This window comes from Pseudomonas sp. MWU12-2345, assembly GCF_023242385.1.
Taxonomy (GTDB): Bacteria; Pseudomonadota; Gammaproteobacteria; order Pseudomonadales; family Pseudomonadaceae; genus Aquipseudomonas; species Aquipseudomonas gingeri_D.
On record NZ_JALLJA010000001.1, the window covers coordinates 1325163 to 1351291 of the forward strand.

The 26129-nt window shown below is 62.0% G+C and carries 20 protein-coding genes; 12 read left to right on the forward strand and 8 right to left on the reverse strand.

Going from position 1 to position 26129, the window contains the following annotated elements:
• The first annotated feature begins 155 nt into the window (after positions 1-155).
• The 6 genes from M5C71_RS05580 (at position 156) to M5C71_RS05605 (ending at position 8406) form a co-directional block, all read left to right on the forward strand.
• A complete protein-coding gene (locus M5C71_RS05580) occupies positions 156-299 on the forward strand; it encodes a hypothetical protein (protein WP_248767416.1) in 144 nt (47 codons plus the stop codon).
• Positions 300-701: 402 nt separating this feature from the next.
• Positions 702-2801, forward strand: coding sequence for an EAL domain-containing protein (locus M5C71_RS05585; RefSeq protein WP_248767417.1), 2100 nt, complete (start codon positions 702-704; stop codon positions 2799-2801).
• A 112-nt stretch (positions 2802-2913) separates the two neighbouring features.
• Entirely contained in the window at positions 2914-3813 is a 900-nt protein-coding gene (locus M5C71_RS05590) for a bestrophin family protein (protein ID WP_152739526.1), read from the forward strand.
• Between the two features lie 88 nt (positions 3814-3901).
• Positions 3902-4954, forward strand: a complete 1053-nt coding sequence (locus M5C71_RS05595; protein ID WP_248767418.1) for a tetratricopeptide repeat protein — start codon at positions 3902-3904, stop codon at positions 4952-4954.
• A gap of 279 nt (positions 4955-5233) precedes the next feature.
• Positions 5234-6736 (forward strand): ATPase domain-containing protein, encoded by a 1503-nt coding sequence (locus M5C71_RS05600; RefSeq protein ID WP_103494842.1) that lies wholly within the window; start codon positions 5234-5236, stop codon positions 6734-6736.
• Entirely contained in the window at positions 6733-8406 is a 1674-nt protein-coding gene (locus M5C71_RS05605; RefSeq protein ID WP_103494841.1) for an ATP-binding protein, read from the forward strand. The genes M5C71_RS05600 and M5C71_RS05605 overlap by 4 nt, the downstream gene beginning before the upstream one ends.
• 6 nt (positions 8407-8412) lie before the next feature.
• On the opposite strand, the gene M5C71_RS05610 is transcribed toward M5C71_RS05605, so the two are convergent.
• The 5 genes from M5C71_RS05610 to M5C71_RS05630 form a co-directional block, all read right to left on the reverse strand.
• The gene (locus tag M5C71_RS05610) at positions 8413-8790 is read right to left on the reverse strand and encodes a response regulator (RefSeq protein ID WP_103494840.1); all 378 of its coding nucleotides are present in this window, start codon (positions 8788-8790) and stop codon (positions 8413-8415) included.
• A gap of 77 nt (positions 8791-8867) precedes the next feature.
• Positions 8868-10049: a hybrid sensor histidine kinase/response regulator gene (locus M5C71_RS05615; protein ID WP_103494839.1), complete on the reverse strand. Its 1182-nt coding sequence runs from the start codon at positions 10047-10049 to the stop codon at positions 8868-8870.
• Positions 10043-10648: a chemotaxis protein CheB gene (locus M5C71_RS05620; protein ID WP_103494838.1), complete on the reverse strand. Its 606-nt coding sequence runs from the start codon at positions 10646-10648 to the stop codon at positions 10043-10045. Before M5C71_RS05620 ends, M5C71_RS05615 begins: the two co-directional genes overlap by 7 nt.
• Positions 10645-11460, reverse strand: coding sequence for a protein-glutamate O-methyltransferase CheR (locus M5C71_RS05625; protein ID WP_177098811.1), 816 nt, complete (start codon positions 11458-11460; stop codon positions 10645-10647). The genes M5C71_RS05620 and M5C71_RS05625 overlap by 4 nt, the downstream gene beginning before the upstream one ends.
• Positions 11460-14957 (reverse strand): response regulator, encoded by a 3498-nt coding sequence (locus M5C71_RS05630; RefSeq protein ID WP_248747381.1) that lies wholly within the window; start codon positions 14955-14957, stop codon positions 11460-11462. The genes M5C71_RS05625 and M5C71_RS05630 overlap by 1 nt, the downstream gene beginning before the upstream one ends.
• Positions 14958-15218: 261 nt before the next feature.
• On the opposite strand from M5C71_RS05630, the gene M5C71_RS05635 reads away from it, so the two are divergent.
• The 4 genes from M5C71_RS05635 (at position 15219) to M5C71_RS05650 (ending at position 17297) form a co-directional block, all read left to right on the forward strand.
• Entirely contained in the window at positions 15219-15575 is a 357-nt protein-coding gene (locus M5C71_RS05635; protein WP_103494835.1) for a response regulator, read from the forward strand.
• Between the two features lie 36 nt (positions 15576-15611).
• On the forward strand, positions 15612-16037 hold the full coding sequence (locus tag M5C71_RS05640; RefSeq protein ID WP_103494834.1) for a cobalamin biosynthesis protein: 426 nt from the start codon (positions 15612-15614) through the stop codon (positions 16035-16037).
• A 62-nt stretch (positions 16038-16099) separates the two neighbouring features.
• On the forward strand, positions 16100-16846 hold the full coding sequence (gene cobM / locus M5C71_RS05645; RefSeq protein ID WP_103494833.1) for a precorrin-4 C(11)-methyltransferase: 747 nt from the start codon (positions 16100-16102) through the stop codon (positions 16844-16846).
• A 19-nt stretch (positions 16847-16865) separates the two neighbouring features.
• Positions 16866-17297: an NUDIX hydrolase gene (locus M5C71_RS05650; protein WP_248767419.1), complete on the forward strand. Its 432-nt coding sequence runs from the start codon at positions 16866-16868 to the stop codon at positions 17295-17297.
• A gap of 227 nt (positions 17298-17524) precedes the next feature.
• Here M5C71_RS05650 and nfuA read toward each other — a convergent pair whose 3' ends face one another.
• A complete protein-coding gene (nfuA, locus tag M5C71_RS05655) occupies positions 17525-18109 on the reverse strand; it encodes a Fe-S biogenesis protein NfuA (RefSeq protein WP_100943656.1) in 585 nt (194 codons plus the stop codon).
• 57 nt (positions 18110-18166) lie between these two features.
• Positions 18167-19045: an EamA family transporter gene (locus M5C71_RS05660; RefSeq protein ID WP_248767420.1), complete on the reverse strand. Its 879-nt coding sequence runs from the start codon at positions 19043-19045 to the stop codon at positions 18167-18169.
• A 117-nt stretch (positions 19046-19162) separates the two neighbouring features.
• Here M5C71_RS05660 and M5C71_RS05665 point away from each other — a divergent pair, with 117 nt between their 5' ends.
• The gene (locus M5C71_RS05665) at positions 19163-19927 is read left to right on the forward strand and encodes a helix-turn-helix transcriptional regulator (RefSeq protein WP_248767421.1); all 765 of its coding nucleotides are present in this window, start codon (positions 19163-19165) and stop codon (positions 19925-19927) included.
• A gap of 9 nt (positions 19928-19936) precedes the next feature.
• On the opposite strand, the gene M5C71_RS05670 is transcribed toward M5C71_RS05665, so the two are convergent.
• On the reverse strand, positions 19937-22228 hold the full coding sequence (locus M5C71_RS05670) for a fatty acid cis/trans isomerase (RefSeq protein WP_248767422.1): 2292 nt from the start codon (positions 22226-22228) through the stop codon (positions 19937-19939).
• Between the two features lie 154 nt (positions 22229-22382).
• On the opposite strand from M5C71_RS05670, the gene metH reads away from it, so the two are divergent.
• A complete protein-coding gene (metH, locus tag M5C71_RS05675; protein WP_103494828.1) occupies positions 22383-26093 on the forward strand; it encodes a methionine synthase in 3711 nt (1236 codons plus the stop codon).
• Positions 26094-26129: the final 36 nt, after the last annotated feature.

A 26129-nucleotide genomic window follows, 5' to 3' on the forward strand; every position in this document is an offset into this window, starting at 1 on the left:
GAATAAGCCCTGGCAATAGCGTTGCTGGATATTTCAGCAGCTTCGAATTGCTCTAACGAACTGTCATTTCTGACAGTTACTGGTGGAGTGGGCCCAGGGGTACGGTAAGTGCGCGCACAGATCGTGCGTTCACACTCATCGCAAGGAGAAGCGTTATGAAACGCCCCTCTCGTCTTGTTACTTCACTTGGATTGGTTATCGCGGGTGTCAACCTGGCCACGACGGCCCAGGCTGTCACCTGGACCGACAACATGTACAACGTCACAGTTATGCCGTGGGTGTCACTAACAATCATCTGACGATTGCCAACTCCATTGGAAAGGACTTCGTCCACTACGCCGTTTCAGATCTCAATTCAGGCGGGGCCACTATCCTGCCGTCGTTGTTCACCTCCAGCGCCGGAGTCGCAGGGGCCTGCGCCGCGGGCGAGGTCACGCCGGTAGTCTGGACCGCCACCGGGACAGCGAACAGCCTGCTCCCGCCACTGCTCGGCTCGGTCACCAACTGCAATCCGGCGGACATCAGTGACGCCGCCATTTTTCGCCCGCACACCCATCGACCGGCCCCGAGTGCCTTTGGCCTCGGGGCTTTTTCAAGCAGCGACTTGGCCTTTTCGGGCCATCTCGGGATATGCTCGTCGCCAGGGGCCGAACTGATAGCTATTTGCCCCGAAAGGACTGAAGGTCTAAAGGGGTTGGGCAATGTCACAGTCAGTCTTCCAGTTGTTCCTGACCCAGCGCCTGGCCGCGCTGGCCGGGGCCGATTCGCTGCGGGCCATCCGCGAAGGCCTGCTGTGGCTGCTGCCCTGCCTGCTGGTGTCGACGGCATTCCTGATCCTGTCGGCCTGCGCCCGCCTGGCCGGGCTGCCCGACGACTGGGTGAATTTCCTCGCCGGATTGCACGAGAAGATCAGCGGCATCCTGCCCTTGCTGGTGGCCGCCTCCATCGGCTATATGCTTGCCATCCGCTATCGCCTGCCCCAGGTGCCGGTGGCCTTCCTGTGCCTGGCCCATGTGGAAATCGCCATTTACCTGCTCAGCGACTTTCCCCGGGCCGCGGCCACCCTGGTGCTGTTTATCGCCATCGCCTCGCCGCTGATCAACGTACCGATCATGGCCTGGCTGTACCGACAATCCTGGACACGGCTGGTACGGGAAAACGTGGTCGGCTTCAATGTCCGCGACAGCATCAACGTGGTGCTCCCCGGCCTGATCGCCACCGCCCTGCTGGTCACCGTGCTATCACTGCTGCTGGAGATTCCCCTGGTCGCCCAGATGCAGGTGCCCTTCGACCGCGGGGCACTGGAGCATCCCTACCGCTACGGCGCGCTGATCAGCGCCAGCAACTCGGTCCTGTGGTTCTTCGGCATCCACGGCCTGCACGCCATGCAGCCGGTGTTCAGCGTCCTCGACGAGGCGGTGACTATCAATCAGATCAACCTCGCCGCCGGGGAACCGCACCGCTATATCCTCAACAGCGGCCTGCTGGGCTGTTTCGCCTTTATCGGCGGCTCCGGCGCCTCGCTGTCACTGATCGTCGCCGTGCTGCTGTTTACCCGTGACCGCTCCCTGCGCCTGCTGGCCCTGGCCGCGGTGCCGCTGTCGTTGTTCAACGTCAATGAGATCCTGCTGTTCGGCCTGCCGATCATTCTCAACCCGCGCCTGTTCATCCCCTTTCTGATCACCCCGCTGCTCAACGCGCTGATCGCGGTGGCGGTGACCCAGGCCGGCTGGGTGGCACCGATGGTCACCGGCATGCCGCTGAACTCGCCGGTGCTCCTCAACGCCTACCTGAGCACCAACGGCGACTGGGCCGCGGTGGTCCTGCAATTGGTGCTGCTGGGTATCGGCAGCCTGATCTACGCCCCCTATGTGATTGGCCTGCACCGTCACCAGGACGCCGACAACGGCATCTATATCAAGTCCTTCGACACCACCTTCCGCAGCCTCGAGGAAAAGGGCCGGCTGTTCGAACTCGACCCGGTGGCGGCCTCGTACAAGAACGACGCCCGTCGTGCCCGGGAAGTGGACCGCATCCGCCAGATCAGCGAATACGAGTTTTACCTGGAGTTCCAGCCGCAAATCTCCAAGACCACCGGCCTGTGCACCGGTTGCGAGGCCCTGATGCGCGCCCGCGACAAGGATGGTAACGCCCAGCAGCCCTGGGAGTTCCTCAAGTGGCTAGGCCAGGCCAACCTGATGCCGGATGTCGACCTGTGGGTGGCCTCCCAGGCGTTGGAGCAATATCGGCGTTGGCACAAGGCCGGCTTTGAACTGCCGATGACCATCAACGTGACCGGCGCCACCTTGTGCATGCCGGAGTACGGCGAGCGCCTGCTGGAGATACTCGCCCAGGCCCAGGGCATGATTTCCGTCGAACTGACCGAGGACGCCCTGGTCGGCGATGTCCAGGTGATCAACCGCCTGATCGAGCGCCTGCACGGTTTCGGCGCCAAGCTGTATATCGATGACTTCGGCACCGGTTATTCGGCGTTGAGTTACCTGCACCAGTTCAAGATCGACTGCATCAAGATCGACCGCAGCTTTGTCGTCGCCCACTGCCATCCCGAGGGCGCGCGGGTCTTGAATGGCATGCTGCGGCTGTGTGAAGCCCTGAACCTGGGGATCATTGTCGAAGGCGTGGAAACCCAGGAGCAGTACGATGCCCTGCACTCGTCGACGGAACTGGTGATCCAGGGTTGGTACTTCAGCAAGGCGATCCCCGGCGAGCGCATGGCGGAATTCGTCCACCAGCGCCAGTCATTGACGCGGGAGACCAGCGGCTTGATGCTGCCCGGCTAATGCCGTCATAGAGCCCTTCGATCATCTTGTCGGCCAGGGTGATTGGACAACGGCGGGCAGCGGCGCTTAAGGTGGAGTACCGTCATTTTTCCCAAGCCCCAAGACCCTCGCCATGATCGTCCGCTCCAAGCCGAACCTGATCGCCATCCTGTTTTCCCTCAAGGGCTCGATTGCCAAGCGCATTGCCCTGCGCTGCCTGCTGGTGACCGTGCTGGCCTCGGTCATCGTGCTGGTGGAGACCTGGCATCCGGCCTATTTCTCCAAGGTCAATGCCACGCCCTTCACCTTGCTCGGCTTGTCCTTGTCGATCTTCATGAGCTTTCGCAACAACGCCTGCTATGACCGCTGGTGGGAAGGTCGCAAGCAGCTGGGGCAATTGATCATCGACGTGCGCTCGTTGATTCGCGAAAGCCAGGTGCTCGGCGATGGGCCGCAACGGACCGCGCTGCTGCGCGAGCTCTGCGGTTTTGCCCACGGCCTGATTGCCCGTCTGCGCCTGGAGGACGAACGCCAGGCCATCGAACCCTGGCAACAGGAAACGCCCGCCGCCGGCCATCCGAATGCCACCGACCAGTTGCTGCAACGGATCGGCGCACGTTGCTCCGGGTTCGCGGCACAAGGGCTGATCAGCGAGTACCGCTATACAATCTTCTCGGCGCTGCTGCTCAGCCTCAGCCAGGTCCAGGCCAGTTGCGAGCGGATCAAGCACACGCCACTGCCCTTCCCCTACAACCTGCTGCTGCACCGCACCATCTACCTGTTCTGCATTCTCCTGCCCTTCGCCATGGCCGAACCGCTGGGCTGGCTGACGCCGGTGTTCACCGCCATCGTCAGCTACACCTTCCTCGGCCTGGACGAGATCGGCGACGACCTGGAGGACCCGTTCGGCTTCGATGAAAACGATCTGCCGTGCAATGCGATCCTGCGCAGCGTGGAACGCGAAGTCCTCGCCAGCCTCGGGCACAGCGAACTGCCACCGGTGCTGGAACCGGTGGACTATGTGCTGACCTGAGGCGGGCTGATCGGTGGCGCGGGTTTGACTCCTGAGCGCGGCTGACCGAAGCTGGTACATTCAACGCTCGCCAGCTCACGGACCCTGCATGACGAAGCCTCGCCGCTACCTGCTTACCAGCCTGTCGCTCCTGCTTGCCCTCGGCCTTGTCTGGCACTGGCTGCCCGGCAAGCCGGCGGCGCCCCAGGCCCCGCATATCAATTACGGCCAGGCGCTGAAGCAAGCGCATAACGGCCTGCCCGGCGCGGCGCGGGTGCTCTACCAGCAGCTGGCGCGCAAAGACCTGACGGATGCCCGCCGCGCCGCCCTGCATGCCGAACTGCCCAACTACCCCAGCCCCCAGGCCCTGAAACTGGCCGATGCGGACCTGCAGAACTCCTCGCCGGTGGTTCGCGAAGCGGCGATCCAGAGCATTGTCGGCCTGGTACCCGGGGCCCAGCGCAGCCTGTTGCTCGGTCCGGTGCTGGAAGACCACGAGCAAGCCGTGCGCTTCGCCGCCGCCAACGCCATGCTCGGTTTGTCACCGGACGACCAGGGCTTGTATTACGGCCCGCTGCAACAGGTGGTGGACGAGTACGAACGGACCCTCGCGGCCCAGCCGGAAAGCGCCGAGGCGCAGTTCCAGCTGGCGCGCCTGTATTTGCATGAGGGAGAGCTGGACAAGGCGCAGGCAGCGCTGGAGCATGTCTCGCGGCTGGAACCGGACAACCTCAAGGCGCTGGTGGCCCAGGTCGAATTGCTGGACAAGCGCAACCAGCCGGACCAGGCCCGGCAACTGCTGGCCAAGCAGCTGCAGGTGCAGCCGCAATCGGCCTATCTGCAACATGCCCTGGGGGTCTGGCTATTGCGTCACGGCCAGACCGAACTCGCGGTGCTGGGGTTGGCCAAGGCGGTGGAACTGCAACCGGAGAACGCCGAGTACCGCTACAAGCTGGCCACCACCCTGCATGACCTGCAGCAGGTCGAGGCGGCCCAGCGGCAGTTGGAGGAAATCGTCCAGCGCCAACCGTCGAACCGCAAGGCGCGGGTGCTGCTGATCAGTTACTGGAAGGAAACCGGGCAATTGCAGAACGTGCAGATCCTGCTGGCCCAGTTGGAGCAGCAGAACCCGGATGATCCGGCGTTGCAGCAGGGGTTGTAAGTGCTCGTCCGCGAGACTTTGGCGGGTTCGAGGGCCTCTTCGCGGGCAAGCCCTGCTCCTACAGTATGGCGTCGTTCACCGATTGTGTGTACGGCGCAACGTTGTAGGAGCAGGGCTTGCCCGCGAAGCTTCTGGCTATCTTGCAGCCCCCATCGCCGGCAAGCCGACACCCACAGGGAGAGATCGCGTTCATCCGGCTGAGTCGCGCAATAATTTTGAACCCCGATAAATGCCCAAGGTCCAGTACAAGACCCCTCCTAGGTAACAAGAGGTCTGGACTTGACTACATCACTTGCCCCCATCACTCCCAAGGCAGCGACCGGCATTGAAGGGCTGGACGATATCCTCTGCGGCGGCTTGTCCCGCGGCCATGTCTTTCTCCTCGAAGGAGAACCCGGCACCGGCAAGACCACCGTGGCGCTGCACTTCCTGCTCGCCGGTGCCCAGGCCGGCGAACGCTCGCTGTATATCACGCTCTCGGAAACCGAACGCGAACTGCGCCAGGGCGCCGCGTCCCACGGCTGGGAACTGGACGAGAACATCAGCCTGTTCGAGCTGACCCCGCCGGAAAGCCTCCTCAACGCCGACCATCAGCAAAGCCTGCTGTACTCCTCGGACCTGGAACTGGGCGAAGCCACCAAGCAGATTTTCGAAGTGGTGGAACGGGTCCAGCCGACCCGCGTGGTCCTCGACAGCCTGTCGGAGATTCGCCTGCTGGCCCAGAGCTCGCTGCGCTATCGCCGGCAGATCCTGGCGATCAAGCACTACTTCGTGCGTTATGACGCCACCGTCCTGCTGCTCGACGACCTGACCACCGAATCCCTCGACAAGACCGTGCACAGTGTCGCCCATGGCGTGATCCGCCTGGAGGAACTGACCCCCAACTACGGCGCCGAACGACGCCGCGTGCGGGTGGTGAAGTACCGTGGGCAGAAATACCGTGGCGGTTTCCATGACTTCACCATCATGGGCGACGGCCTGCATGTCTTCCCCCGGCTGGTGGCGGCCGAACACCGTGGCCGTTATGTGCGCCAGCAACTCACCAGCGGCATCGTCGAGATGGACGCACTGCTCGGCGGCGGCATCGAAACCGGCTCCAGCACCCTGATCCTCGGCCCGGCCGGCACCGGTAAATCGCTGATCGCGATGGTCTTCGCCGCCGCGGCGGTGGCCCGCGGCGAGAAAGCCGCGTTATTTATTTTCGATGAAGAGCTCGGCTTGCTGTTCGAACGCATGCGCAATATCGGCATTGATCTCCAGGCCCTGCAAGACACTGGCAACCTGTTGATCGAGCAGGTCGACGCCGCCGAACTGTCGCCCGGTGAGTTCTCCCATCGGGTGCGCCGCTGCGTGGATCAGGGCGGGATCAAGACCGTGGTGATCGACAGCATCAACGGTTACCAGGCCGCGATGCCGGAAGAAAATGCGCTGATCCTGCATATGCACGAGTTGCTGCTCTACCTCAATCGCCAGGGCGCGGCGACCTTTATGACCGTCGCCCAGCACGGGCTGGTGGGCGACATGCAGGCCCCGGTGGACATCACCTACCTGGCGGACACCGTGATCCTGCTGCGTTACTTCGAAGCACTGGGCAAGGTCCGCCGGGCCATCTCCATCATCAAGAAACGCACCGGCGCCCACGAGTCGACGATCCGCGAATACCGCATCAATGCGCGGGGCATCACCATCGGTGCGCCGCTGGAGGCGTTCCAGGGAGTCTTGCGTGGCGTACCGACCTACCTCGGTGAAGGCCCGCCCCTGCTCAAGGAAGAAGGTTTGTGACTACCCCCGACGTGGTCTCCGAACGGGCCATCATCCTCGCTCCGCTGGGGCGCGACAGCCAGATTGCCCTGAGGATTCTCGCCGAGGCCGGTTTTCCCGCGGTAATCGCCCGGGACCTGGCGGCACTCGGCGCCGAGTTGGAACAAGGCGTGGGTTTGATCATCATCGCCGCCGAGGCCCTGCGCGAAGCGGACCTGGGCGCCCTGCAGGCGTACCTGCAACAGCAGCCGGCCTGGTCCGACCTGCCGATCGTGCTGCTGACCCATCACGGCGGCCCGGACCAACCGCCCTCTTCCCGGCTCGGCGCGCTGCTGGGCAATGTGACCTTTCTCGAGCGCCCGTTCCACCCGGTAACCCTGATCAGCCTGGTGACCGCCGCCATTCGCGGACGCCGCCGCCAGTATGAAGCCCGCGACCGGCTGTTCGACCTCAGCCAAAGCGAACTGCGCCTCAAGGACACCCTCGAAACCCTCGAACAACAGGTTGAAGAGCGCACCGCGCAACTGCGTCACAACGAGGAAGCCTTGCGCCAGTCGCAGAAAATGGAAGCCGTCGGCCAACTCACCGGCGGCATCGCCCATGACTTCAACAATATGCTCACCGGCATTATCGGCAGCCTCGAGTTGCTCAAGCGGCGGCTGGCCCGTGGTCGCCTCGAGGACCTCGACAGCCTGATCGACCTCGGCGTGACCTCGGCCAACCGCGCCGCCGGCCTGACCCACCGCCTGCTGGCCTTTTCCCGGCGCCAGTCGCTGGACTCCAAGCCCGTCAATATGAACGAGCTGGTGACCTCCATGGGCGAGCTGCTGAACCGCAGTCTCAATGAAAGCATTCGCCTGGAAATGGCCCTCGGTGAAAACCTGTGGACCGCCGAAGCCGACCCCAACCAGTTGGAAAGCGCCCTGCTCAACCTGGTGCTGAATGCCCGCGACGCCATGCCGGACGGCGGCAACCTGCTGGTCAGGACCTTCAACCAATCGCTGGACCTGGCGTTTACCGAAGCCCAGGCCAACCTCGAGCCCGGCGACTATGTGGTGCTGCAGGTGCGCGACAGCGGCAGCGGCGTACCGCAAAGCATCATCAACCGGGTCTTCGATCCGTTTTTCACCACCAAACCCATCGGCCAGGGCACGGGCCTGGGCCTGTCGATGATCTATGGTTTCAGCAAACAGTCCCGCGGCCATGTGGCCATCGACAGCACCGTCGGCCAGGGCACCACGGTCAGTCTGTACCTGCCGCGCTACCAGGGTGCCCCGGTGGTCCAGGACGAAGCGCTGCACTCCGGCCATGCGCCCCATGCCGAAGACGGTGAAACCGTACTGATCGTCGAGGATGATCCGGCGGTGCGGGTGCTGGTCAGCGAAGTGCTCGGTGAGCTGGGTTACCGTTTTGTCGAGGCCTGCGATGCCAATGGCGCGATACCGATTCTTGACTCCGGCCAGCGCATCGACCTGTTGATCAGTGACGTCGGGCTGCCAGGGATGAACGGCCGGCAACTGGCGGAAATCGGCCGGCAACTGCGGCCCGGACTGAGGATCCTGTTTATCACCGGTTACGCCGAACACGCGGCGGTGCGCGGCGGCTTCCTCGACCCGGGCATGCAAATGATCACCAAGCCCTTCACCTTCGAGCTGCTGACGGCCAAGGTTCGCGAGATGATCAGTGTGTGACGGGGGTCAGGCCAACAGCTTGCGGATCTGCTCCTGGAGGACATCCAGGTCGAACGGCTTGGCCAGGATCGGCGCGCTATGGGCAATGGGACTGTGGGACTCGCGGATTTCCGCCGGGTAACCACTGATGAAGATCACCTTGAGGTCCGGGCGCAGCTTGACCGCGGGCTCGGCGATCTCTACCCCGGAAACACCACCAGGCAAACGAAAATCGGTGATCATCAGGTCCAGGTTGGGTTTGCTCGCCAGGATCGCGAACGCCTGCTCGCCGTTTTCCGCTTGCAGTACCCGATAGCCCTCGCTGGAAAGGTAGGCCGAAAGGACCATCAGGATCGAGGCATCGTCCTCGACGATCAATACGACGTCTTGTGCATCTTCACTCATGGGAAGCCTTTATTCCTGAAATTGCTGCCAATACGACCATCGGCTCAGCCAGAGGTTGCGTCTGATGTCGGCTTTTCCTACAAGGGCAGGCAAACGCAGAACAAGGCCCCCTCGCCAAGGGTACTCTCGACGGTGATGCGACCACCATGGGCCGCGACAATCTGCTCGGAAATAAACAGGCCCAGACCCAAGCCGGCGGCGACATGACTGCCGGACACCCGCTCGAACTGCTGAAAGATCCGCGCCTGGTCATCTTCGCCGATGCCGATGCCGCGGTCACGCACTTCAACCCGGGCCTCGTTCGCCTGGCGGTACACACGCACCTCGATCGGGCTTTTGGCGCCATAGCGCAAGGCGTTGGTCAGCAGGTTGGAGATCACCTGTTCGATGCGGAACTCATCCCACTCGCCCACCAGTGACGCCTCGCCCGAATAGCTGATCGTCGACCCGGCCGCGTCCACCTGCGCAGCGAAGCTCTCCAGCAATTTGCTCACCAGTTGCACCAGGTCCAGGCGTACGGGGCGGATCGACAGCTTGCCAGTGCGAATGCGCGAGACATCGAGCATGTCTTCGATCAGGCGAATCAGGCTCTGGATCTGCCGCTCGTCCCGCGCGACCATGCTGCGCATCTTGTCCAGGCTGAAGGCGTCGGCATTGTCCCGGGCCAGGTGCATCTTGCGCAGTTGGGTCTCCAGGATCAGCCCGTTGAGCGGCGTGCGCACCTCATGGGAGACGATCGACATGAAGTCATCGCGCATGCGCACGGCGTGCTGCAACTCTTCCTGGGTTAGCTGCAGTTGCTGCAACAACAGCCCCTGCTCGCGGCGACTTTGCTCCAGGGCCTCGACTTGCAGCTTCATCGCCTTGCTCTGTCGATAGAGCTCGACAAAGATGCTGACCTTGCTCTTCACCGCATGGGTGTCGAGGGGTTTGTGCAGAAAGTCCACCGCGCCGCTCTCGTAGCCCTTGAAGGCGTAGTTGCGCTCGCGGCCAGCGGCGCTGACAAAGACGATGGGAATATTCTTGGTCTTCTCGGTGCCGCGCATCAACTCGGCCAGTTCGAAACCATTCATGCCCGGCATCTGCACATCGAGAATGGCCATGGCGAATTCGTGCTGAAGCAGCAGCGACAGCGCCTCATCCGCCGAGAGCGCCTTGTAGACAATGCGGTCCTCGCGCCTGATCAGCGCTTCCAGCGCCAGCAGATTCTCCGGCAGATCGTCGACGATCAGCAGTTTGGCCTGGATAGTACTCAGCATGTGATTCGTTCCAGCTCGACAAGCAGGCGGCCGATGCCCTGCAAAGAAAGAAGGTAGTCCGGCTGGTGCAACGCCAACGCGGCTTCGGGCATGGTCGCGACCCGAGCGTCATTCGGGTCTTGCACCACGGTCAAGCCACCCTGGCGTTGGATCTGTACCAGACCCGCGGCGCCATCCTGATTGGCGCCAGTCAAGAGTATGCCCATCAGCCGCGAACCATAAGCGTCCGCCGCCGAAGCAAAGAGATAATCGATCGAGGGCCGGGAGTAATGCACCCGCTCTTCGCGACTGAACGAAAAGCTGCGGTCCTGCTCGATGGACAGGTGGTACCCGGGAGCGGCGAAATACAAAGTACCCGGCACAATGCTTTCCTTGTCGTCCGCCTCTTTCACCGGCAGCGCCAGGCGCCGCCCGAACACTTCGGCCAACTGGCTACGGTGCCCGTCCGGCATGTGCAGGACGGTCACGATCGGCAGGCTGAAACGCGTGGTCAGCGAGCCGAGCACGGTCATCAGGGCCTCGACGCCACCCGCCGAGGCCCCCACCACGACCGCTTCGACCCGCTGGCGGTCGATGCTTTGCAGTAACGGGTCGTTCATGATTTACGGTAGATCCGTTCTTGTTTGACCAACGCCTCGAACCGCTTGCCATAGGCTGAAAAGTCCAGCGTCTCCTTGCTGCCCAGCACCAGGAAGCCCCGATGACACAACGACTCATGGAACAGCCCAAAGGCTCGATCCTGGAGTTTTTTATTGAAATAAATCAATACGTTACGACACGAAATCAGCTGTGTTTCAGAGAATACACTATCCGTCGCCAGGCTGTGGTCGGCAAAGGTCACGTTTTCCCGTAGGGTCTTGTCGAATATCGCGTAGCCGTAGGCCGAGTTGTAGTACTCGGCAAAGTCGCGCTCGCCGCCGGACGCCCGGTAGTTATCGGCGTAGGTGCGCACGTTGTCCAGGGTAAAGATGCCCTGCTTGGCCTTTTCCAGCGAATGGGGGTTGATGTCGGTGGCGTAGATGATCGTGCGTTCGAGCAAACCTTCTTCACGCAGCAGGATCGCCATGGAGTACACCTCCTCACCGGTGCTGCACCCGGCGATCCAGATCTTGATCGATGGATAGGTCTTGAGCAGCGGCACCACCTCCTGGCGAATCGCCAGGAAATGCCCGGGATCGCGAAACATCTCGCTGACCGGAATGGTCAGGTACTGCAGCAACTGCATGAACGCCGCCGGATCGTGCAGCACCCGCTCCTGCAGCGCCGAGATGGTTGCGCAATCGAGCTGGAGCAAGGCATGGTGAACCCGGCGCTTGATCGACGCGCCGGAGTAATCGCGAAAATCGTAGCTGTACTTGAGGTAGATCGCCTCGATCAACAACCGCAACTCGATGTCGGTACTTCGATCCACTAGATCCGTTCCATCTTCGGTAGCCAGACACGGATCAACGAGAACAGTCGATCCAGGTCTATCGGTTTAGCCAGGTAGTCATTGGAGCCGGCCTGCAGGCAGCGCTCCTGGTCATCCTTCATCGCCTTGGCCGTGACCGCAATGATCGGCAGCTTGCGCCAGCGCGGATCCTTGCGGATCTCCAGCGTGGCCTCGTAACCATCCATCTCCGGCATCATCACGTCCATCAACACCAGGTCGATGTCCTCCACTTCGTTGAGTCGCTGAATCGCTTCGCGGCCATTACGGCCGATTTCGACAATCGCGCCCTTGTGTTCCAGCGCGCTGGTCAAGGCGAAGATATTGCGCACATCGTCGTCCACCAGCAGGATCTTGCGCCCTTCGAAGACCTTGTCGCGGCTGCGGGCGGTCTTGAGCATGCGCTGTCTTTCATGGGACAGCTGGGATTCGACTTTGTGCAGAAAGAGTGTCACTTCATCGAGCAGGCGCTCCGGCGAGCGCGCGCCCTTGATGATGATCGAGCGCGAGTACTTGTGCAGCTCGGCCTCTTCGTCGCGGGTCAGGTTGCGCCCGGTATAGACGATCACCGGCGGAAAAGCGCGGATGTCTTCGCTGGCCATGCGCTTGAGCAACTCGTTGCCGAGCATGTCCGGCAGCTTGAGGTCGATAATCATGCAGTCGAAGACCGTATCGCGCAGCAGATCGAGGGCCTCCTGGGCAAACCCCACGGCGGTGATCTCGATATCGTCGTCGCCGATCAGGCGGGCGATGCTGTCGCGTTGCAGGTCATCGTCTTCCACCAGCAGTACGCGCTTGAGCTTCTGGGTCAGCTTGGCTTCCAGGCGCGTGAAGATCTCCTTGAGTTCGTCGCGGGTGGTCGGCTTGAGCGCGTAGCCCATGGCGCCCATGTGCATGGCGGCCTCGACGCGGTCCTCCACGGAAATCACATGCACCGGGATATGCCGGGTCGGTGCCTGTTCCTTGAGGCGCTGCAGCACCGTCAGGCCGGAATGATCCGGCAGGCGCATGTCCAGCAGGATCGCGTCGGGGATGAACTGCGCGGCGAGCTCGAAGCCCTCGTCCGCGCCATGGGCCACCAGGCACTGGTAACCCAGCTCATGGGCCAGGTCGTAGAGAATCTGGGCAAACTTCTGTTCATCTTCGATCACCAGGATACAGCGGCTGCTGAACGGGCCTTTTTCACGGTCATCGGCAAAACGCTGGATCGGCGTTTCCATCACCACCACCGGCGCCAGCTTGCGCGGCGGATCCAGGGACTCCAGCGGTGCCGGCGGCGCTACCACCGGCGCGGGCCCCACGCCATCGTGGCGCTCCACATACCGCTCCGGCATCACCAGGGTAAACACACTGCCCTGGCCGGGCTGGCTGGCCACATTGATGGAGCCGCCGAGCAGCGCCGCCAGGTCGCGGGAAATCGACAGGCCGAGGCCGGTGCCGCCATAACGGCGGTTGGTGGTGCCGTCCGCCTGGCGGAACGCCTCGAAAATGCTCTCATGCTGTTCGGCGGCGATTCCGATGCCGGAGTCGCGGACGGTAAAGGCAATCCCGACACCCGGCTGGCGCGACACGCTCAGGCTGACCCGACCGGTCTCGGTGAACTTGATGGCGTTGGACAGCAGGTTCTTCAACACCTGTTCCAAACGTTGGCGGTCGGTGAACAGCGTCGTCGGCAGATCGCCGCGCAACTCGACCTCGAACCCCAGCTGCTTGTCGCTGGCCAGTGGCTGGAACATGTTGCGCAACCCCTCCACCAGACGTTCGATACTGGTGTTTTCCGGGCGCACCTCCAACTTGCCGGCCTCGACCTTGGAGATATCGAGGATGTCGTTGATCAGATTGAGCAGATCGTTACCGGCGCTGTAGATCGATTCGGCGAACTTGACCTGTTCCGCCGTAAGGTTGTCCTCGGGGTTCTCCGCCAGCAGCTTGGACAGGATCAGCGAACTGTTGAGCGGCGTGCGCAGCTCGTGGGACATGTTGGCGAGGAATTCGGACTTGTACTTGCTCGAGCGTTGCAGCTCCTCGGCGCGTTCCTCGAGTTGGACCTGGGCCAGGTTCAACTGATTGTTCTTGAGGTCCATCGCATCACGCTGCTCGGCCAGGGCCAGGGCCTGCTCGGCCAACTGCTCGTTGGTCTGTTCGAGTTCGCTCTGCTGGCTTTCCAGATGAACCTGGGACTCCTTGAGCACCTGGGACTGTTCTTCCAACTCTTCGTTGGCGGTCTTGAGCTCTTCCTGCTGGACTTGCAACTCTTCGTTGAGTTGTTGGGTCTCGGCCAGCACCTCCTGCAAGCGCTGGCGGTAACGCGCGGCTTCGATGGAGGTGCCGATATTGTCGGCAATCAGTTCCAGCAGCTCGATATCACGGTCGTTCAAGGGCCGCAGGAAACCCAGCTCGATCACCCCGTTGATCCGCTCATCGTTGGTGGTCGGCACCACCAGCACACTGCGCGGCGAGCCGTTGCCCAGGCCCGAACTGACCCTGAAGTAATCCACCGGCACTTCGTCCAGGCGGATCAGGCGGCCCTGGCCCGCGGCCTGGCCAACCAGGCCTTCATCGCTGAAGATCGCCTGCTCCTGCTGCTCCTGCTCACGGGAAAAGCCATAGCTGGCGACACGGGTCAGGCCACCATGCTCTTCGCGCACATACAACGCCGCGACCGCACTGCCCATGTACTGGGCGCAGAATTGCAGGATATTGCGCCCCAGCAATTGGAGAGTCAGTTGGCCGAGCACCTGCTCGGCCAGTTCGGTCTGGCCGCTGCGCAGCCAGGCTTGCTGCTCCAGGCGCTCCGCACTCTTGAGTTGTGACGCGAGGTTTTTTGCATAACTAGCTGAAAGTGCTAATAAATCTCGTCGACCAATAAAGGCCAACAAGGCGCTCAGACCCAGCACAAAAATGAGATAGAGGACGATGCTCCAGATCGTGGTGCGGCTTACGGCATCATTGCGCGCGAGCCGCAGTTGCTGCTCCATGTCGATGGCGTTTTCAAACTCGCTACGGATCTCGTCAACCAGGCGCTTGCCGCGCCCCGACAGGATCGCCCCCTGATAGTCGCCGCCGGAACGCCGCAGTCCGATCATCGCCTGAGCGTATTCGCTCCAGGAGCTCTGCAAGGCTTCGATACGCTTGAAGCGGTCGACCTGCTGCGGATTGTCCGCGACCAGTTCCTGCAAGCCACGCAGGTCGGCAATGATTTTCGGCTTGGCGACTTCATAGGGGTCGAGGAAATGCTCGTCACCGGTGATCAGGAAACCGCGCATGCCGGTTTCCAGATCCACCGAGAGCTTCATCGCCTCGTTGCTGTTATTGATCACCCGGTCAGTATGCTCGACCCACTGGATCACCGACAGCAGGTAGGTGATCAGCGAAACGAAAAAGATCGCGCTGAGAACCCCGACAGCCAAGGGCAGGCTGATGTTGCGGCTCAATAACTTGCGAAAGCTTTGTTCATCCACCGAAGACGACGAATTCATTTCAGGGCCCGGATTAAAGTTATTGATTATCAAGGAGTCTGCCGTATATACGAATAAAAGACCGACTTTTTTCTCACAGCTTAGAATGCAATTTCCCAGGCCGCACTGCCGTGACGTGATGACTCACCTTAGCCTATCATCTTGTACACTTTGTTTTTTTTGTACAAGTGTGGGAACTTGTCCGACCTGGTGGCTTACTGATGCAGAAGGCAGAGCATTTCAGCGGCCTTGATCCACCCTTCACTTTTGGGATACCCCCTTATGCCAGCAGCCACCTCCACCATCCTTGTTGTCGAAGACGATGCCATTGTGCGCATGCTGATCGTCGACGTCCTGGAGGAACTGGAGTTCCATGTCCTGGAGGCCGACGGCAGCGACAAGGCCCTGGATATTCTCAGACAGGCCGATACCCGTATCGACCTGCTGATGACCGATGTCGGACTGCCCGAGATGGATGGCCGCGAGTTGGCCAAGGCCGCCTGCCAGATGCGCCCCGGGCTGCCGGTGCTGTTTGCCAGCGGCTACGCCGAAAGCATCGAGCTGGCGCCCGGCGTGCAGGTGATCGGCAAGCCCTTCTCCATCGATCAGCTGAGACTCAAGATCAAAAGCATTCTATAACTCACTCCAGCCCCGCCATCCCCCCGAGCCTCACCCATGACACAAACCCAGACAACGCCGGTCCTTGCGATTGGCCTCGGCTGCCGCCAGGGCTGCAGCGCTTCGACCCTGCAGGCGTTGCTGGAGCAGTCGTTACAGGCCCATGGAATCGACCTCAAGGCGATCAAGGGGCTGGCGAGCATTGACGGAAAAAAGGCTGAGCCGGGCCTGCTCGAACTCGCGCAGCGCCTGAACCTGCCGCTGGTGTTCTTCAGCGCGACCGAGCTGGCGCCTTACGAACCACGCCTCAGCCATCGTTCCCGCCTGGCCTTCGAGCAGACCGGCTGCCATGGCGTGGCCGAAAGTGCCGCGCTGGCCCTGGCCGAACAGTTGGGGCAAACACGGGCGAACCTGCTGGTTTCACGGCAGAAGAACCCCATGGCGACCTTTGCGCTGGCCTGGACCGGGCAAAACCCTAGATAATCCCCTCCTCCTGCATGAACATCGTTCATGTGAGGCCCTGTGCAGTCCGTCCAGAGAGTGTCATGACCGTCTATTTCATCGGCGCCGGCCCCGGCGACCCGGAACTCATTACCGTCAAGGGCCAACGCCTGATCCGTAGTTGCCCGGTGATCATCTACGCCGGCTCCCTGGTGCCCGAAGCCGTCCTGCAAGGCCACTGCGCCAGCCAGGTGGTCAACAGCGCCGAACTGCACCTGGAACAGATCATCGACCTGATCAAGGCGGCCGATGCCCTGGGCCAGGACGTGGCGCGGGTGCATTCCGGGGATCCGTCGCTCTACGGCGCCATCGGCGAGCAGATCCGTCCCCTGCGCGAACTGGGCATCGCCTATGAAATCGTCCCCGGCGTGACCGCGACCGCCGCCTGCGCGGCCCTGCTCGGTGCCGAGCTGACGCTGCCGGATATTTCCCAAAGCGTGATCCTGACCCGTTATGCCGACAAGACCGCGATGCCGACCGGAGAAGAGTTGGCCAGCCTGGCCCAGCACCGGGCGACCATGGCGATTCACCTGGGGGTCAAGCATCTGGCTAAAATCATCGAGGAGCTGCTGCCGCATTACGGCGCGGACTGCCCGATCGCGGTGATCCATCGCGCCACCTGGCCCGATCAGGACTGGGTTGTGGGGACGCTCGCGGATATTCAGGCCCAGGTCGAGGCCAAGGGCTTTCGTCGCACGGCCCTGATCCTGGTGGGGCGCGTGCTGGGCAGCGACCACTTCAGCGAGTCTTCGCTGTATCGGGCCGGCCATGCCCACCTTTATCGACCGTGATCATTTGGGGGATAACACCATGTCCGAACCGCTGTTCTCCGGCGCCAAGCTGGCCCTGCTCTGCGGCGACGAGCTGCTGACCTATCTGCGTGACATGAAGGACAGCATCCCCTATCCCGGGCATTGGGACTTTGCCGGCGGCGGTCGTGAAGGTGAGGAAACACCGAGCGAATGCGCGCTGCGGGAGCTGGACGAGGAGTTTTCCCTGCGTATCGGGGCTGAGCGCATCGAATGGGCACGGCGTTATCCCAGTGTCACCCAGCCCAATACCCATTCGTGGTTCCTGGTGGGACAACTGAGCCGCAAGGAAATCGAGGCGATCCGGTTTGGCGACGAAGGCCAGTATTGGCGAATGATGTCGATTGTCGAGTATCTGGAGCACCCGTTGGGTGTGCCCTATCTGCAGGAGCGGTTGCGTGATTACCTGGAGAACCGGGTTTCTGGGTCGTAATCATGTGCTGCTCTTGAAGGCCTTTTCGCGGGCAAGCCCTGCTCCTACAGTACATCGTCGTTCACCGATGTTGTGTACGACACAATACTGTAGGAGCAGGGCTTGTCGGATCGCCGCACCGCCGCGAAAAGGCCGGAACAGCCACCACCCATCCCCCATAAAAAAACGATGCTCACGGGCACCGTTTTTTTATCCAACCGAACGCAGCGAACGCCCTGCTACCGAACTCAGTAGTAGGCGTTTTCTTTCTGCGTATGGTCAGTCACATCACGTACGCCCTTGAGCTCGGGAATCCGCTCGAGCAAGGTGCGCTCGATGCCTTCGCGCAAGGTCACGTCGGCCTGGCCGCAGCCCTGGCAACCACCACCGAACTGCAGCACGGCGATGCCGTCTTCAACCACCTCGATCAGGCTGACCTGACCGCCGTGGCTGGCCAGCCCCGGGTTGATTTCGGTTTGCAGGTAGTAGTTGATACGCTCGTTGACCGGGCTGTCGGCATTGACCATCGGCACCTTGGCGTTTGGCGCCTTGATGGTCAACTGGCCGCCCATACGGTCGGTGGCGTAATCGACCACGGCATCATCGAGGAAGGCTTCGCTGAAGGAATCGATCCACGCGGTGAAGCTTTTCAGCCCCAGCGCGGTGTCTTCAGGTTTTTCTTCACCCGGCTTGCAGTAGGCAATGCAGGTTTCGGCGTACTGGGTACCCGGCTGGGTAATGAAAACGCGGATGCCGATCCCCGGGGTGTTCTGCTTCGACAGCAGATCAGCCAGATAATCGTGGGCGGCATCGGTAATGGTTATGGCGCTCATGGAATCTCCTCACAGACTTGCCGCCAGTTTACGCCAATCGAGCCGCCGGACAAAGTCCTAGTATTTTTGTCGGGAAAGCAGGGGTCGCCAACGGATACCCCCCACCAGCAACGCCGAGAAAATCAGCGCGCTGGCGATCCAGCCCGCCGGGCTTGGCCAGGTGCCGAGCAACAGCATCGAACCGACTATGGCAAATACCGGAATCAGCAGAGACAGCGGTGCTACCCGCGACAGCGGATATTCGCGCAACAACAGGTTCCAGCCCCAGTAACACAGGTGCGTGGCGCCATAGACCTGGAACGCCAGGGAGAACAGCAGGCCCGGCCCGACCTGATCCGGCAGCGCGACAAAGGGCGCCGCGCCGTGCTTGAGCCAGGTGAGCAGGAACAGCGGCAGCGGCGCGAACAGACTGGCCCAGACCACGAAGGCGAACACCTCCTTGACCCGGGACAGCTTGATCAGCACATTGCCCAGGCTCCAGGCGACGGCGCTGAGCACGATCAACAGCAACCCGGCGCGGCTCTCGCCCGCCGGGCTGTCGCACAGCACGCAGGCCAGGCCCAGGGCCGCCAGCAGCGCGCCGAGCAGTTGGGCCCCACTCAACGACTCGCGAAACAGCAACACGCCCCAGCCCAGGGTGAAGAAGGCGCTGGTCTGGATCAGCAGCGCCGCCGTTCCGGGGGGAACCCCCAGGCTGATACCAAAGTTGATGAGTCCCCACATGGCGACCCCGAAAATCATCCCGTACGCGGCGATCCACGACATCGCCACCTGTGGCCGGCGAATGAAAAACACCCATGGCAGAGCCGCCAGGGTAAAGCGCAGCGCCGTCAGCAGCAGTGGATCGATGTGGATCAGGCCCAGCTTGGTGATGGGGAAGTTCAAGCCCCATACGGCCGTGACCAGCACGGCGAGCAACAGGTGTTTTTTCTGCATGGCAAACCATCCGGATAGTCAGGAACGGCGATATGACTCGCCGCTACCCGACTACTTTGCCGATGCCCGTACCTGGCCCGCTTGCAATGCAAGGTCAACTTCAATTAAAAATGGGCCATGCCTATTCTCACCACCGACTTTTATCCCAGCACCTCACGCGAGGTGGTCGTCACCCGCCACGACTATGCCGACAACCAGGGATTCGACCACCATAACCACGAACGCGGCCAGTTCGCCTATGCCGCCTGTGGGGTGATCACGGTATTTACCGACCAGGGCGACTGGGTCGTGCCGCCGGGGCGCGCCATCTGGGTTCCGGCCGGACTCCCTCACGCCATGTGCATGCGCGGCCCGGTGACCATGCTCAACGCTTATATTCTGCCGGCCTCCCAGCAACGTCTGGCGCTGGCCGAAGACTGCCAGGTACTGGGGGTTTCCGAGCTGCTGCGGCAGTTGCTCGAGCAGGCGGCGCAGGTCCCGGCCCCGCTCAGCGAGCGCGACGAGTACCTGCTGGGCCTGTTGCTCCACGAAATCGCCAGGATGCCGAAGCTGGCACTGAACGCCCCGCTCCCCAGGGAACCGCGCCTGGCCAGGATCTGCCGCCGCTTGCTCGACCAGCCATCCCTGGAAATCGCTATCGACGAGATGGCTCAAGGCGCTGGCATGAGCCGGCGTACCTTCACCCGGCTGTTCCGCCAGCACACCGGCGTCAGCTTCGTCGAATGGCGCCAACAGGCATGCCTGCTGGCGGCGATCGTCCGCCTGGGCAATGGCGAAGCGGTGACGCGAGTAGCCATGGAACTGGGCTACAGCAGCCCGAGCGCCTTTGCCACGGTATTCCGCCGGGCGCTGGGCGAATCGCCCAGTCGCTATTTCCAGTGACCCCTGCCCTCAAAGGTTCTCGTAGCGGTTCATATCCAGCACCCCGGCATTGACCGGGTCGGTTTCCTGCAGGTAAGTCGTCAAATCATGGAAATACTGCCAGAACTGCGGATGACTGCGACGAATCCCCCAGCGCTGGACGATCTTTTCGAAGCTCGCGGCGTCCTTGGACTGCTCCATGGCATCGACAAACTCAGGCACCTGATCGGCGGGAATATTGAACATGAAATTCGGATAGCTGCTGAGGATCCCGGGATAAATGGTCACGGTGTCCAACCCCGGCTGATAGCGAGAAGCCTCGCCAAGCATAAAGGCCACGTTGCTGTGGGCACGGTTGCGCAACAGGCTGTAGATCTCACGCTTGCCGCTACGGCTTTCAATGCGCAGCATGGTGGCCTCCGGCAGCTGTTCGACGACCTTGAGCCCGGCCGCCGGCCGCGAGGTCAGGCGACTCAGTGACTGCTCGGCCTCCTGCAGCGCCGGGTCGATGTTCGGGCGCGAACAGTACGCGCCGTCACATCGGTTGATCGGGTCCGGATGCGCATTCAGATCGCCGTAACGCACCAGCAGTTGCCTGACGAAGTCGCCCTTCGGATCCTTTTCATCCAGCTTCAGGGCACTCGGCTTGCTGTCGTCGATACGCTCGTAGTCCAGCCACATCTTCAGCTTGCCGCCGTTCTGGTACCAGTCGTCGAGGTACCCATCGCGGGAATTAGCCGGCATCAGGCGCAGGAAATTCTGTTCGGCACCGTTGCGGATCAGATCGAAGTACAGCCGGGTCTGCGCCTGATGGGACACATTGCCAAACACGTCGAAGTTCACCACCAACTGGTAATAGGTCCGCTCCAGCAGCGGGTAGTCGAACAGCCACAGGGTTTGCGGCACCTCGCCGATCAGGCCCTTGCTCACCGTGGCGCTGTCAAAATGGCGGAAAATGCTCAGCAAGGCATTGTCGTTACCGGCCCACAGGCTCGACCAACTCGGGGCCCGGACAGTGGCGTAGGCATCCCTGCGCAAGGCTTCATACTCATTGCGCTTGTCGCGATAGGCCAGCCACAGGCTCAACACACTGCCGACATCGTCATTCTGCCCCGGCGTCGCCAGCAGCGGCGTCGCGGCCCCGCGATAAACCGCATCGGTGATGTACAGATCATGTTCCGGGGCCTGGAAAAACACCCAGAAGTTGTCACGAATCACGTCGGTAGCAATCTGCCCGCGACAGACCGGCCCACGGATAAAGGTGTCGACGAAGTATTCGGCGTTATCGAGCATGAACTGATAACGCGCCGCCACCGGGATCGCCTCGAAGGTTTCGAAGGGGTTGGCCCGCCGCTGCGGGCCGTAGCCCGGCGATGCCGTGACCTGCCAGTTGCCGCTGTAGAACAGGGTCTTGATCCGCGCCATCTTCGCCGCGCTCAGGGCATAGGTGATATGGGTCTTGTACACGATCACGCCCTGCACCGGCCATAACCGGTAATACACCTGGATGCCCGGGTCATCGTTCGGCTGGCGGGTGTTGATCAGTTCGATCGGCTGGCCGCTCGGCGTGCGCGAACGCACCCACTGGAAAAAGTGTCCCGGCTCGCCCCCTTCGAAATAGATGTGCGCCAGGAACCAGTGTTCATAGAGCCAGCGCCCCACCAGGCTTTCCCGGGCTCCCGGAGCGTTGAGCAGGTTTTCCCATTGGGTAATCTGCAACGACTCCCTGGCACTCGGTGCCAGGGCCTGTTCATCCATCGGCGCGCCGGAGGCCAGCCAACGTTGCAAGGTCTGGTACTGCTGATCGGTCAGCCCGGTCACGGCCAGCGGCATGCCCTCTTTCGGGTGGGCATCGGCATAGACCGCGAACTCGCCGGGCATCGGGCACATATTCTCGCGGTTCAGGCCCAGTACGATGTCTTCCGGCAACTTGGCATTGGGCTGCAAGGGCGTACGATGACCCAATTCCAACATGCGCGACATCAGGGCGGCCTGGCTGCCCTGGGCATCCAGCACGGAGTAAAACTGCTTCTGTTGCCATTGGCGCGGGGTATGGGCGTCGATATACAGGCGCGTGGGCTGGGAGGCCTCGCTGCGGTTGCCGTTATATACCGGGATCTTCGACGCGCCGCGCGCCGCGCCCTCGGCGCTGCCCAGGTTGAGTTGGCACGCCGCGTCGTAGCACGCATGGCAAGCCACGCACTTCTCGGCGAAGATCGGTTGAATGTCGCGGGTATAGGAAATCGCCGGAGCCGAGTCTTGCGCCTGGGTGATACTGCTAAGCATCAGCAGTAGGAAAGCGCTGAAAAAACGGTACGGCATGGCTCTGATCCTTGAAGTAAAAACGCGACGATTCTACAGCCTCATTGCGTCTTAAACATGAGTGATATTCATGCAAAACCTTGGAATGCTCTAAAAGCGCACAGGTTTGCTATCATCGCGGCTCTTCTGTATCCGTCCTTTCCAGGTAGTTTCCATGTCCGATCGCAGCGTTCGCCTTCAAGCTCTCCAGAAAGCTCTCAAAGAGCGCATCCTGATTCTCGACGGCGGCATGGGCACCATGATCCAGAGCTACAAGCTCGAGGAGCAGGACTATCGCGGCAAACGTTTCGCCGACTGGCCCAGCGATGTAAAGGGCAACAACGACCTGCTGGTCATCACCCGCCCGGATGTGATCGGCTCGATCGAGAAGGCCTACCTGGATGCCGGCGCGGATATCCTGGAAACCAACACCTTCAACGCCACCCAGGTGTCCCAGGCCGACTATGGCATGGAAGCGCTGGTCTACGAACTGAACGTGGAAGGCGCGCGCCTGGCCCGCAAGGTGGCCGACGCGAAAACCCTGGAGACCCCGGACAAGCCACGTTTCGTCGCCGGCGTGCTCGGCCCGACCAGCCGTACCTGCTCGCTGTCGCCGGACGTGAACAACCCCGGCTACCGCAACGTGACCTTCGATGAACTGGTGGAAAACTACACCGAGGCCACCAAGGGCCTGATCGAAGGCGGCGCCGACCTGATCCTGATCGAGACCATCTTCGACACCCTCAACGCCAAGGCGGCGATCTTCGCCGTGCAAGGCGTGTATGAAGAGCTGGGCTTCGAACTGCCGATCATGATCTCCGGGACCATCACCGATGCCTCCGGCCGCACCCTGTCCGGCCAGACCACCGAAGCCTTCTGGAACTCCGTGGCCCACGCCAAGCCGATCTCGGTGGGCCTGAACTGCGCCCTCGGCGCCAGCGAGTTGCGCCCTTACCTGGAAGAGCTGTCGAACAAGGCCAGCACCCACGTGTCCGCGCACCCCAACGCCGGCCTGCCAAACGAATTCGGCGAGTACGACGAACTGCCGGAAGAGACCGCCAAGGTCATCGAGGAATTCGCCCAGAGCGGTTTCCTGAACATCGTCGGCGGTTGCTGCGGGACCACTCCCGGCCATATCGGCGCCATCGCCAAGGCGGTGGCCGGTTACGCGCCACGCCCCATTCCGGACATCCCAAAGGCCTGCCGCCTGTCCGGCCTGGAGCCGTTCACCATCGATCGCCAGTCGTTGTTCGTCAACGTCGGCGAACGGACCAATATCACCGGTTCCGCCAAGTTCGCCCGGCTGATCCGCGAGGACAACTACACCGAAGCCCTTGAAGTCGCCCTGCAGCAGGTGGAAGCCGGTGCCCAGGTGATCGACATCAACATGGACGAGGGCATGCTCGACTCGAAGAAGGCCATGGTCACCTTCCTCAACCTGATCGCCGGTGAGCCGGATATCTCCCGCGTACCGATCATGATCGACTCCTCCAAGTGGGAAGTGATCGAAGCCGGCCTCAAGTGCATCCAGGGCAAGGGCATCGTCAACTCCATCAGCATGAAGGAAGGGGTCGAGCAGTTCATTCATCACGCCAAACTGTGCAAGCGCTACGGCGCCGCCGTGGTGGTGATGGCCTTCGACGAAGCCGGCCAGGCCGACACCGAAGCGCGCAAGAAGGAAATCTGCAAACGCTCCTACGACATCCTGGTGAATGAAGTCGGCTTCCCACCGGAAGACATCATCTTCGACCCGAACATCTTTGCCGTCGCCACCGGCATCGAGGAACACAACAACTACGCCGTCGATTTCATCAATGCCTGCGCCTATATCCGCGACGAGCTGCCCCACGCACTGACCAGCGGCGGCGTGTCCAACGTATCGTTCTCGTTCCGCGGCAACAACCCGGTACGCGAGGCGATTCACTCGGTGTTCCTGCTGTACGCGATCCGCAACGGCCTGACCATGGGTATCGTCAACGCCGGCCAGCTGGAGATCTACGACCAGATCCCGGCGGAACTGCGTGACGCCGTCGAGGACGTGATCCTCAACCGCACCCCGGAAGGCACCGACGCCCTCCTCGCCATCGCCGACAAGTACAAGGGCGACGGCAGCGTCAAGGAAGCCGAGACCGAAGAGTGGCGTGGCTGGCCCGTCAACAAGCGCCTGGAACATGCGCTGGTCAAGGGCATCACCACCCACATCGTTGAAGACACCGAAGAGTCGCGCCAGTCCTTCAAGCGCCCGATCGAAGTGATCGAAGGCCCGCTGATGTCCGGCATGAACATCGTCGGCGACCTGTTCGGCGCCGGGAAGATGTTCCTGCCCCAGGTAGTGAAGTCCGCCCGGGTGATGAAGCAGGCGGTGGCCCACCTGATCCCGTTCATCGAGCTGGAAAAAGGCGACAAGCCGGAAGCCAAGGGCAAGATCCTCATGGCCACGGTCAAGGGCGACGTCCACGACATCGGCAAGAACATCGTCGGCGTGGTCCTCGGTTGCAACGGCTACGATATCGTCGACCTCGGCGTAATGGTCCCGGCGGAGAAAATCCTCCAGGTGGCCAAGGAGCAGAAGTGCGACATCATCGGCCTGTCCGGGCTGATCACCCCGTCGCTGGATGAAATGGTCCATGTCGCCCGGGAAATGCAGCGCCAGGACTTCCACCTGCCGCTGATGATCGGCGGCGCGACCACCTCCAAGGCCCACACCGCGGTGAAGATCGAACCGCGCTACAGCAACGATGCGGTGGTCTATGTCACCGACGCCTCCCGCGCCGTCGGCGTCGCGACCCAGTTGCTGTCCAAGGAACTCAAGCCCGGCTTCGTCCAGAGGACCCGCGAGGAGTACGTCGAGGTCCGCGAGCGCACCGCCAACCGCAGCGCCCGTACCGAGCGCCTGAGCTACCCGGTGGCCGTCGCCAAGAAGCCGCAGTTCGACTGGAGCACCTACCAGCCGGTCAAACCGACCTTCACCGGCACCAAGGTGCTGGACAATATCGATCTCAGGGTCCTCGCCGAATACATCGACTGGACCCCGTTCTTTATCTCCTGGGACCTGGCCGGCAAATTCCCGCGCATTCTCGAGGATGAAGTGGTCGGCGAAGCCGCAACCGCGCTCTATGCCGATGCCCGGGAAATGCTCGACAAGCTGATCAACGAGAAACTGATCAGCGCCCGCGCGGTGTTCGGCTTCTGGCCGGCCAACCAGGTGCAGGACGATGACCTGGAAGTCTACGGCGCCGATGGCCAGCCACTGGCCAAGCTGCATCACCTGCGCCAGCAGATCATCAAGACCGACGGCAAGCCGAACTTCTCCCTGGCCGACTTCGTCGCGCCGAAAGACAGCGGCCTGACCGACTACGTGGGCGGCTTTATCACCACCGCAGGGATCGGCGCCGAAGAAGTCGCCAAGGCCTATCAGGACAAGGGCGACGACTACAACTCGATCATGGTCAAGGCCCTCGCCGACCGCCTGGCCGAGGCCTGTGCCGAGTGGCTGCACCAACAGGTGCGGAAAAACTACTGGGGTTATGCCAAGGACGAGCAACTGGACAACGACGCGCTGATCAAGGAGCAGTACAGCGGTATTCGTCCGGCGCCCGGCTACCCGGCCTGCCCCGACCACACCGAGAAAGGCACCCTGTTCGCCCTGCTCGACCCGGCGGCCAGCGAAGGCAAGGCCGGCGACAGCGGCGTGTTCCTCACCGAGCACTACGCGATGTTCCCGGCGGCGGCGGTCAGCGGCTGGTATTTCGCCCATCCGCAGGCGCAGTACTTCGCCGTCGGCAAGGTCGACAAGGACCAGGTCGAAAGCTACACCGCGCGCAAGGGCCAGGAGCTGAGTGTCAGTGAGCGCTGGCTGGCACCGAACCTGGGCTACGACAACTAACGGGAGAATTGTCTATGCTCTCCACACACAACCTTG

What these genes read in the sequence shown, in the direction of transcription:
- M5C71_RS05580 (WP_248767416.1), top strand. Translation starts at nt 156, where the DNA reads ATGAAACGCCCCTCTCGTCTTGTTACTTCACTTGGATTGGTTATCGCG.
- M5C71_RS05585 (WP_248767417.1), top strand. Translation starts at nt 702, where the DNA reads ATGTCACAGTCAGTCTTCCAGTTGTTCCTGACCCAGCGCCTGGCCGCG.
- M5C71_RS05590 (WP_152739526.1), top strand. Translation starts at nt 2,914, where the DNA reads ATGATCGTCCGCTCCAAGCCGAACCTGATCGCCATCCTGTTTTCCCTC.
- M5C71_RS05595 (WP_248767418.1), top strand. Translation starts at nt 3,902, where the DNA reads ATGACGAAGCCTCGCCGCTACCTGCTTACCAGCCTGTCGCTCCTGCTT.
- M5C71_RS05610 (WP_103494840.1), bottom strand. Translation starts at nt 8,790, where the DNA reads ATGAGTGAAGATGCACAAGACGTCGTATTGATCGTCGAGGACGATGCC.
- M5C71_RS05615 (WP_103494839.1), bottom strand. Translation starts at nt 10,049, where the DNA reads ATGCTGAGTACTATCCAGGCCAAACTGCTGATCGTCGACGATCTGCCG.
- M5C71_RS05620 (WP_103494838.1), bottom strand. Translation starts at nt 10,648, where the DNA reads ATGAACGACCCGTTACTGCAAAGCATCGACCGCCAGCGGGTCGAAGCG.
- M5C71_RS05630 (WP_248747381.1), bottom strand. Translation starts at nt 14,957, where the DNA reads ATGAATTCGTCGTCTTCGGTGGATGAACAAAGCTTTCGCAAGTTATTG.
- M5C71_RS05635 (WP_103494835.1), top strand. Translation starts at nt 15,219, where the DNA reads ATGCCAGCAGCCACCTCCACCATCCTTGTTGTCGAAGACGATGCCATT.
- M5C71_RS05640 (WP_103494834.1), top strand. Translation starts at nt 15,612, where the DNA reads ATGACACAAACCCAGACAACGCCGGTCCTTGCGATTGGCCTCGGCTGC.
- cobM (WP_103494833.1), top strand. Translation starts at nt 16,100, where the DNA reads ATGACCGTCTATTTCATCGGCGCCGGCCCCGGCGACCCGGAACTCATT.
- M5C71_RS05650 (WP_248767419.1), top strand. Translation starts at nt 16,866, where the DNA reads ATGTCCGAACCGCTGTTCTCCGGCGCCAAGCTGGCCCTGCTCTGCGGC.
- nfuA (WP_100943656.1), bottom strand. Translation starts at nt 18,109, where the DNA reads ATGAGCGCCATAACCATTACCGATGCCGCCCACGATTATCTGGCTGAT.
- M5C71_RS05660 (WP_248767420.1), bottom strand. Translation starts at nt 19,045, where the DNA reads ATGCAGAAAAAACACCTGTTGCTCGCCGTGCTGGTCACGGCCGTATGG.
- M5C71_RS05665 (WP_248767421.1), top strand. Translation starts at nt 19,163, where the DNA reads ATGCCTATTCTCACCACCGACTTTTATCCCAGCACCTCACGCGAGGTG.
- M5C71_RS05670 (WP_248767422.1), bottom strand. Translation starts at nt 22,228, where the DNA reads ATGCCGTACCGTTTTTTCAGCGCTTTCCTACTGCTGATGCTTAGCAGT.
- metH (WP_103494828.1), top strand. Translation starts at nt 22,383, where the DNA reads ATGTCCGATCGCAGCGTTCGCCTTCAAGCTCTCCAGAAAGCTCTCAAA.